At 44.2% G+C, this 8,102-nt stretch carries 8 protein-coding genes; 6 read left to right on the top strand and 2 right to left on the bottom strand.

Annotated features, from left to right (window positions below):
* The first annotated feature begins 65 nt into the window (after positions 1 to 65).
* From nudC to SLS51_RS19730, 6 genes are all read left to right on the top strand, one after another.
* Positions 66 to 833 (top strand): NAD(+) diphosphatase, encoded by a 768-nt coding sequence (nudC, locus tag SLS51_RS19705; protein WP_323840301.1) that lies wholly within the window; start codon positions 66 to 68, stop codon positions 831 to 833.
* Between the two features lie 110 nt (positions 834 to 943).
* On the top strand, positions 944 to 2,008 hold the full coding sequence (hemE, locus tag SLS51_RS19710; protein WP_323840295.1) for a uroporphyrinogen decarboxylase: 1,065 nt from the start codon (positions 944 to 946) through the stop codon (positions 2,006 to 2,008).
* Between the two features lie 4 nt (positions 2,009 to 2,012).
* Positions 2,013 to 2,681, top strand: a complete 669-nt coding sequence (nfi, locus tag SLS51_RS19715; RefSeq protein ID WP_323840296.1) for a deoxyribonuclease V — start codon at positions 2,013 to 2,015, stop codon at positions 2,679 to 2,681.
* Positions 2,682 to 2,757: 76 nt separating this feature from the next.
* On the top strand, positions 2,758 to 3,348 hold the full coding sequence (locus SLS51_RS19720; RefSeq protein WP_323840297.1) for a YjaG family protein: 591 nt from the start codon (positions 2,758 to 2,760) through the stop codon (positions 3,346 to 3,348).
* 186 nt (positions 3,349 to 3,534) lie between these two features.
* Positions 3,535 to 3,807, top strand: coding sequence for a nucleoid-associated protein HU-alpha (gene hupA / locus SLS51_RS19725; protein ID WP_012776594.1), 273 nt, complete (start codon positions 3,535 to 3,537; stop codon positions 3,805 to 3,807).
* A 68-nt stretch (positions 3,808 to 3,875) separates the two neighbouring features.
* Positions 3,876 to 4,517, top strand: a complete 642-nt coding sequence (locus SLS51_RS19730) for a DUF1481 domain-containing protein (RefSeq protein ID WP_323840298.1) — start codon at positions 3,876 to 3,878, stop codon at positions 4,515 to 4,517.
* An 18-nt stretch (positions 4,518 to 4,535) separates the two neighbouring features.
* Here the strand turns inward: SLS51_RS19730 and purD are convergent, their stop codons facing one another.
* Positions 4,536 to 5,819, bottom strand: a complete 1,284-nt coding sequence (purD, locus tag SLS51_RS19735; protein ID WP_323840299.1) for a phosphoribosylamine--glycine ligase — start codon at positions 5,817 to 5,819, stop codon at positions 4,536 to 4,538.
* 21 nt (positions 5,820 to 5,840) lie between these two features.
* A complete protein-coding gene (gene purH / locus SLS51_RS19740) occupies positions 5,841 to 7,430 on the bottom strand; it encodes a bifunctional phosphoribosylaminoimidazolecarboxamide formyltransferase/IMP cyclohydrolase (protein WP_323840300.1) in 1,590 nt (529 codons plus the stop codon).
* Positions 7,431 to 8,102: the final 672 nt, after the last annotated feature.

Raw genomic sequence — 8,102 nt, forward strand, 5'->3', positions numbered from 1 at the left:
GCTTTTTTGATTAAAAAGCGTATGATTTATACAGATATTAAAATTAAGATGTCATAATAATGATGATGCAACAACAAATTACAGGTACAGAACGTGGCTGGTGGGTTATCAGCGATGAAAATCGTATTTGGCTCCCTAAAGGCGAATTACCTTTTGGAATGGCAACTCAATGGTCACTGCAAGGAAAAATAGCCTTGCCTATTGGTGAGTGGCAAGGCGAAAAAGTTTGGCTTATCCGTCAGAAAATGGTTTCAAATATGGTTTCTTTACGGCAAATTGTGGCAAGTGATCGTGGCTTGTTTCAATTAGCTGGCCGAGGAGTTCAATTGGCAGAGTTTTATCGCTCTCATCAATATTGTGGTTATTGTGGTAATGAAATGCACCATAGTGTCAGTGAATGGGCTTGTCTGTGTCATCACTGCCATGAACGTTATTATCCGCAGATTGCACCTTGTATTATTGTCGGTATTCGTCGGGATGATCATATTTTGCTGGCTCAACATCAGCACCATCGTGGAGGGGTGTACACAGTATTGGCGGGATTTGTTGAAGTCGGTGAAACACTCGAAGAAGCTGTTGTCCGCGAAGTGATGGAAGAGAGTAATATTAAAATTCGCAATTTACGTTATGTGGCTTCTCAACCGTGGCCTTTCCCTCATTCATTAATGATGGCATTTCTGGCTGATTATGACAGTGGTGAGATCCGCCATGATCCGCAAGAGCTGATTAGTGCGGATTGGTATCACTATGATCAATTACCATTGATTCCACCACATAATACTATTGCCCGTCGGTTGATTGAAGATACGATTGTTCTATGCCGAAATACGTAATGTACAGTTTGGCGCAATTCAACGGGAGAGATTTACCTATCATGTTACAATGACGTTCTAATTCATTGTAGTCAGATTATATTGCGGCCAATAAATAGATGGAGCCTGTCATGAATGCGCTGAAAAACGACCGTTATTTGCGAGCTTTATTACGCCAATCCGTTGATGTTACCCCTGTTTGGATGATGCGCCAGGCTGGCCGCTATTTACCTGAGTATCAGGCTACTCGTGCTAAAGCCGGTGATTTTATTGCTTTGTGTAAAAACACTGAGCTCGCTTGTGAAGTCACTTTACAGCCTTTGCGGCGTTATCCATTGGATGCAGCGATTCTCTTCTCTGATATTCTCACTATTCCTGATGCTATGGGACTGGGGCTCTATTTTGAAGCAGGCGAAGGTCCGCGTTTTAAATCTCCTGTTTCCGGCCGTGCTGATGTGGAAAAACTGTCGGTGCCTGATCCGGAAATGGAGCTGAGTTATGTAATGGATGCCGTGCGTGCGATTCGTAAGGCACTCGCGGGGCAGGTTCCTTTGATTGGCTTTTCTGGTAGCCCGTGGACATTGGCAACTTACATGGTGGAAGGGGGTAGCAGCAAGGCATTCACTAAAATCAAAAAAATGATGTATGCCGAACCTACCGTAATGCATCTGTTGCTGGATAAGCTAGCAGACAGCGTTATTCTTTATCTCAATGCTCAGATTAAAGCAGGTGCTCAGTCTGTGATGGTTTTCGATACTTGGGGTGGAGTACTGACGGGGCGGGATTATCGGGAATTTTCCTTACATTATATGCACAAAATTGTTGATGGTCTGATCCGTGAAAATGAAGGTCGTCGTGTGCCGGTGACACTGTTTACTAAAGGTGGTGGACAATGGCTGGAAGCAATGGCTGAAACCGGTTGTGATGCGCTTGGTTTGGACTGGACGACAGATATTGCCGATGCGCGCCGTCGTGTGGGGAATAAAGTCGCTTTGCAGGGTAACATGGACCCCTCCATGTTATACGCCTCTCCAGAGCGGATTGAGCAGGAAGTTTCGACAATTTTGCAAGGTTTTGGGACGGGTTCGGGTCATGTCTTTAACCTTGGTCATGGTATCCATCAGGATATACTGCCGGAACACGCGGGGGTATTTGTCGAAGCGGTACATAAACTTTCAGCTAAATATCATCAGTAAAAATATGATTAATACGAAAGCATTACGTCAGGAACAAATAGCAAAGGCTCAACAGGTTATCTGTTATGATGATTTTTCCCCACCTAAATTGATTGCGGGTGCTGATGTGGGCTTCGAACGGCAGGGAGCAATTACCCGTGCAGCGATAGCGGTTCTCTCTTATCCTGCTCTTGAACTGGTGGAATATCAGATAGCGCGAATTGAAACTACGCTGCCTTATATTCCCGGTTTACTCTCTTTCCGTGAATATCCCGCATTAATGGCTGCTTGGCAGTTGTTGAAATACAAACCTGATCTAGTCATGGTGGACGGTCACGGCATTGCTCATCCACGTCGTTTAGGCGTTGCTAGCCATTTTGGTTTATTAGCTAATGTGCCCACCATTGGTGTGGCAAAACGTCGTTTATGTGGTGAAAGTGAACCCTTGGGGGAACAGCCCGGCAGTTGCCAACCTTTGCTTGATAAAGAGGAGCAGATTGGTTGGGTATGGCGAAGTAAAAAACGTTGTAATCCGTTGTATATTTCTACAGGACACAGAATTAGTCTGGAGAGTGCATTGCTATGGGTGGAACGTTGTATGAAAGGTTATCGCTTGCCTGAAACAACCCGTTGGGCAGATGGTATAGCCTCAAATAGGCCATTTTTTGAACAAATGATACAGAAAAATCCTTAAATTCGGTGTAAGCGTGTGGATATTCTTGAATTTCAGGTAAACTGCGGAGCAAATTGTGCATAATGAGTAAAAACTAATGTTACAAAACCCGATACATTTACGGCTGGAAAAACTTGAAAGCTGGCAGCATCTGACCTTTATGGCAAGTCTATGCGAACGGATGTATCCAAATTACCAGATGTTCTGTTGCCAGACGGCGTTTGCTGAACCTGCTCTTTACCGCCGTATTCTGGATTTGGTGTGGGAAATATTAGTTGTAAAAGATGCCAAGGTGAATTTTGATAATCAGCTGGAAAAGTTGGAACAAATTATTCCCTCAGCGGATGATTACGATATTTACGGTGTGTACCCGGCAATTGATGCATGTATTGCATTAGGGGAAATTATTCACTCCCGTCTGAGTGGTGAAACATTGGAGCATGCAATTGCAGTGAGTGAAATCTCAATCCGCACTGTTGCTATGCTTGAAATGACTCAGGCTGGGAAAGAAATGACCGATGAAGAACTAAAAATATTACCTGCTATTGAACAAGAGTGGGACATCCAATGGGAAATTTATCGCTTATTGGTTAGCTGCGAAGAGCGGGATATTGAGTTGATTAAAGGATTGAAAGCTGACCTCCGGGAGTCAGGAATGAGTAACATTGGTATAAATTTAACGCAGTAAAGTGAAAAAACGTGATTTAATGCTTTAAATGCCATGTTCAAAGGCTTCACTTTTGCCCCCACTCTGTTCTACATTTGGGGGGTGAAAAGAAGTGGCTATCGGTGCGTGTATGCAGGGGTGCTGTCATTCGGCATATCCGTCGCACTCGATGCTTTGCAAACGATAAACACACTGTAAGGATAATCTATGAATAAGACTGAATTAGTTGATGCAATCGCAGAAAGCACTGACCTGACTAAAGCTCAGGCAAAAGCGGCTCTGGAATCAACTTTGAATGCAATCACCGAATCCCTGAAAGCGGGCGATTCAGTACAACTGGTAGGTTTTGGTACTTTCAAAGTTAACCACCGTGCAGAACGTACTGGTCGTAACCCGCAAACCGGTAAAGAAATTACCATCGCGGCTGCAAACGTACCTGCTTTCTCCGCTGGTAAGGCTCTGAAAGACGCAGTTAAATAATTTCATTGCAAAAAAGAAAAAATAGAAGGGGTATTATTTATCCCCTTTTGTTGGTTCGTCAGGGGCTGATGACACTAGGATTCGTCTTCGCGCTCAGCGCCTGTACCAATCAACCTAAAGAACCTTCTTTCAGCGCAAGTGGATTCATTGCCGATGATGGTGTTGTCCGCTTGTGGCGTCTCAACGATCAGAACAGTAAACCTCGGGTGTTGATGAGTGTTTACAGCCCCTACCGTAATGACAATACTGTCGTGACTTTTTATGAATATAAGCAAGGAGATTTGCGCCAAATTCGTCGTGAAATTTTGAATGATAAAAATCCACTATCTGAACAACTTCGTTTGAATAAATCCGGTGATGTGATTTTTATGCAAAAGCAGTCGAAAACGCGACGAGAGCTACTTTCCAGCGATGATATTGTTCGTATGCAGTTTGATGCTAAACGGACGCTTGAATTAAGTGACGCGTTGATAGTGGGAAATGTGCGTTTGATGCAAGGGTACTGGAATAACGGTAAAGTCACTACCTGTGCAGGTGAAACGATTTCTGTCGAGTTTGAACCTTACGCGAGGACATGGCTTGAACAGCGCGAAAAAAGTAGCTACAACCAGTTAACCATTGCTTGGTTGGAAGCGCCTGCTGGCCGCGAATTATTGTTGGTCGCCAATAATGACTTTTGTCGTTGGGAACCGACGAAGGACAGCCTCTGACCCTCGTCAGTTTTATGATTATTTCAATCGGTTAATTGCCCGATATCCGATATCCTTACGGTAAAAACAGCTATTCCATTCAATTTTTTCTGCTTGTTGGTAAGCATTTTTCTGTGCATCTATAATGGTTTCTCCTAATGCTGTAACACACAGAACGCGTCCACCTGCGGTAATAACATCATTGCCTTTCATTGCCGTACCAGCATGGAAAACCTTGCTACTTTCATTTTCTTGTTGGGGCAAGCCATGAATAATATCCCCTTTGTGATAATCAGCAGGATACCCTCTGGCAGCGAGTACCACACCCAGAGCAGGGCGTTCATCCCAATCAGACGTTTTACCCGCAAGCTCTCCTTTTGCACCAGCTAGACAGAGTTCAACAAGATCAGAACGCATACGCATCATGATGGGTTGAGTTTCTGGATCACCAAAGCGACAGTTAAATTCAATCACTTTTGGTTCGCCATTTTCGTTGATCATCAAACCGGCATAGAGAAAACCCGTATAGACATGACCCTCAGCAGCCATACCATTAACAGTAGGATAAATAATCTCTTCCATAATACGCTGGTGGATTTCATCGGTGACGATTGGAGCGGGAGAATAGGCTCCCATTCCGCCAGTATTTGGGCCGGAGTCACCATCACCTATGCGTTTATGATCCTGACTAGTTGCCATCGGAATAACATTCTTACCGTCGACCATAACGATGAAACTAGCTTCTTCACCTGTTAGAAACTCTTCAATAACAATACGATGGCCTGCATTACCAAACGCATTTCCGGCTAGCATATCTTTTATGGCGGATTGGGCTTCTTCTAGTGTCATCGCAACAATCACACCTTTACCCGCCGCCAGTCCGTCGGCTTTTATAACAATAGGAACGCCGACTTTATCCAGGTAGGCAAGAGCGGGTTCGATTTCTGTAAAATTCTGATAAGCCGCAGTTGGGATTTGATGACGTGCCAGAAAATCTTTGGTAAATGCTTTTGAACCTTCTAATTGAGCGGCTGCCTGAGTTGGGCCAAAAATAGTTAACCCGGCTTTTTGGAATGCATTGACGATACCCAACACCAATGGTACTTCGGGACCAACGATAGTCAGCCCAATATCATGGCTTTGTGCAAATATTAACAAGCCGTTGATATCTGTCGCTGAGATATCAAGATTTTCGAGATTGCTTTCCAGAGCAGTTCCTGCATTTCCTGGCGCGACATAAACTTTATCAGCTAAAGGAGATTGAGCTGCTTTCCATGCCAGAGCATGTTCGCGTCCACCGCTACCAACAATTAAAATATTCATCAGATTAACTCCTGCTATTGATTAGTGGCGAAAATGGCGCATGCCGGTGAAAATCATAGCAATACCGTGTTCATCAGCCGCGGTAATTACTTCGTCGTCACGGATTGAACCGCCGGGTTGGATAATGCAACTTACGCCGACAGCCGCAGCGGCATCAATGCCGTCACGAAATGGGAAAAAGGCGTCAGACGCCATTGCGCATCCTTGGACTTCCAAGCCTTCATCGGCTGCTTTAATCCCAGCAATTTTTGCGGAATAGACACGGCTCATTTGGCCAGCACCAATACCAATGGTCATATCATTTTTTGCATAAACAATGGCATTAGATTTGACAAACTTAGCGACCTTCCAGCAGAACAGAGCATCTTTCATTTCTTGTTCGGTGGGATGACGTTTGGAAACCACACGTAGGTTAGTTACTGCAACCATACCAAGATCGCGATCTTGTACCAGTAAGCCACCATTAACTCGTTTAAAATCAAGGCCAGCAGCCCGGTCTTCCCATTCCCCACATACCAGAACGCGGACATTTTGCTTGGTAGCTAGCACCGGTAGCACATCTTTATTTACTGAGGGGGCAATAATTACCTCGACGAATTGGCGGTTGATAATGGCTTGTGCAGTTTTAATATCAAGTTCACGGTTGAAAGCAATAATACCGCCGAAAGCGGAGGTTGAATCTGTTTTGAATGCGCGATCATAAGCTTCATGGATATCTTTCCCAATGGCTACACCGCATGGGTTAGCGTGCTTAACAATAACGCATGCAGGTTCCACGAATTCCTTAACACATTCCAGCGCTGCATCGGTATCAGCAATGTTGTTATAGGAAAGAGCCTTACCTTGTAACTGAGTTGCAGTTGCAATGGATGATTCAGAAAGATTCTCTTCTATATAGAATGCAGCATCTTGGTGGCTGTTCTCACCGTAACGCATATCCTGCTTTTTAATGAAATTCAAATTCAGAGTACGAGGGAAACGTCCTGATGGTTGAGTCTTATCGCCATGATAAGGAGGAACCAGCTTGCCAAAATAGTTAGCAATCATGCTGTCATAAGCCGCGGTGTGTTCAAAAGCCTTAATGGCTAAATCGAAGCGGGTTGATTGTGTTAATGACCCCTGATTGTTATCTATCTCTTCAATGATTTTTTCGTAATCCTTACTATTTACCACAATCGCGACATCTTTATGGTTCTTAGCCGCAGAGCGAACCATAGTTGGACCACCGATATCAATGTTTTCAACGGCATCGGCCAAAGTACAATCTGGTTTGGCTACGGTCTCAGCGAATGGATATAGATTCACAACCACCATATCGATCGGTGAGATTTGGTGTTGTGCCATGATTTCATCATCTTGTTCGCGGCGGCCAAGGATTCCGCCATGTACTTTAGGATGCAGCGTCTTAACACGACCATCCATCATTTCAGGAAAACCGGTGTAGTCTGAAACTTCAGTAACCTTTAGATCTGACTCAGCGAGTAAACGCGCTGTGCCACCAGTAGAAAGCAATTCGACACCGCGTTGAGATAAGGCTTTTGCAAATTCAACAACCCCTGATTTATCAGAAACGCTAAGCAGGGCACGACGGATTGGACGAAGCTGTTGCATTGATTTGATCCCTTGGATTTTGTAAGGCAGTAACATGTTATTGGGAAGAACCCACTATACCCGCTATCTTTCCAGTTGCCTCTTTGTTGGCTGCGCTCGCTCACCCCGGTCACATAGTTACCTATGCTCTCGGGGATTCGCTCCCTTGCCGTCGCGATGCATCTTGAAATCCATAGGGTATATATCAGGACATAAAAAATGGGCACTGCAATAACATTTCAGTATAGTCAGATAAAATCACTTGGTGATTTTAACCACCGAATTGTAACGAAAACGTTTGCGTGATGCTCGATAAATTTTCATCCAACTAGCCATATGTGGATAAATCTGTTGGTAAGTAGGTATAAAGTAGAGCTTTGCTGTGGAATTAATCAAACGATCAATTTTTTTCAAAATAATTATTGCCAGCGCCGAAGAACGCCCTATAATGCGCCACCACTGACCGACACAACGCTGATAAACATTGTGAGGTCGGGCAGAGAACCAGCCAATAAGTGCTTGACTCTGCGGGCGAAAAGCGTAGTATACGCAGCCCGGCTGAACGAAAATATCATTTTTTGATTCAGCCTGCTCTTTAACAATTAATCAGACAATCTGTGTGGGCACTCACAAGACCGTATCACAAAAAAATATGTTTTAAAGTCTTGAAGAGTGAACAACAGTTAATTCATT

This window comes from Photorhabdus africana, assembly GCF_035181445.1.
GTDB classification, from domain to species: Bacteria; Pseudomonadota; Gammaproteobacteria; order Enterobacterales; family Enterobacteriaceae; genus Photorhabdus; species Photorhabdus laumondii.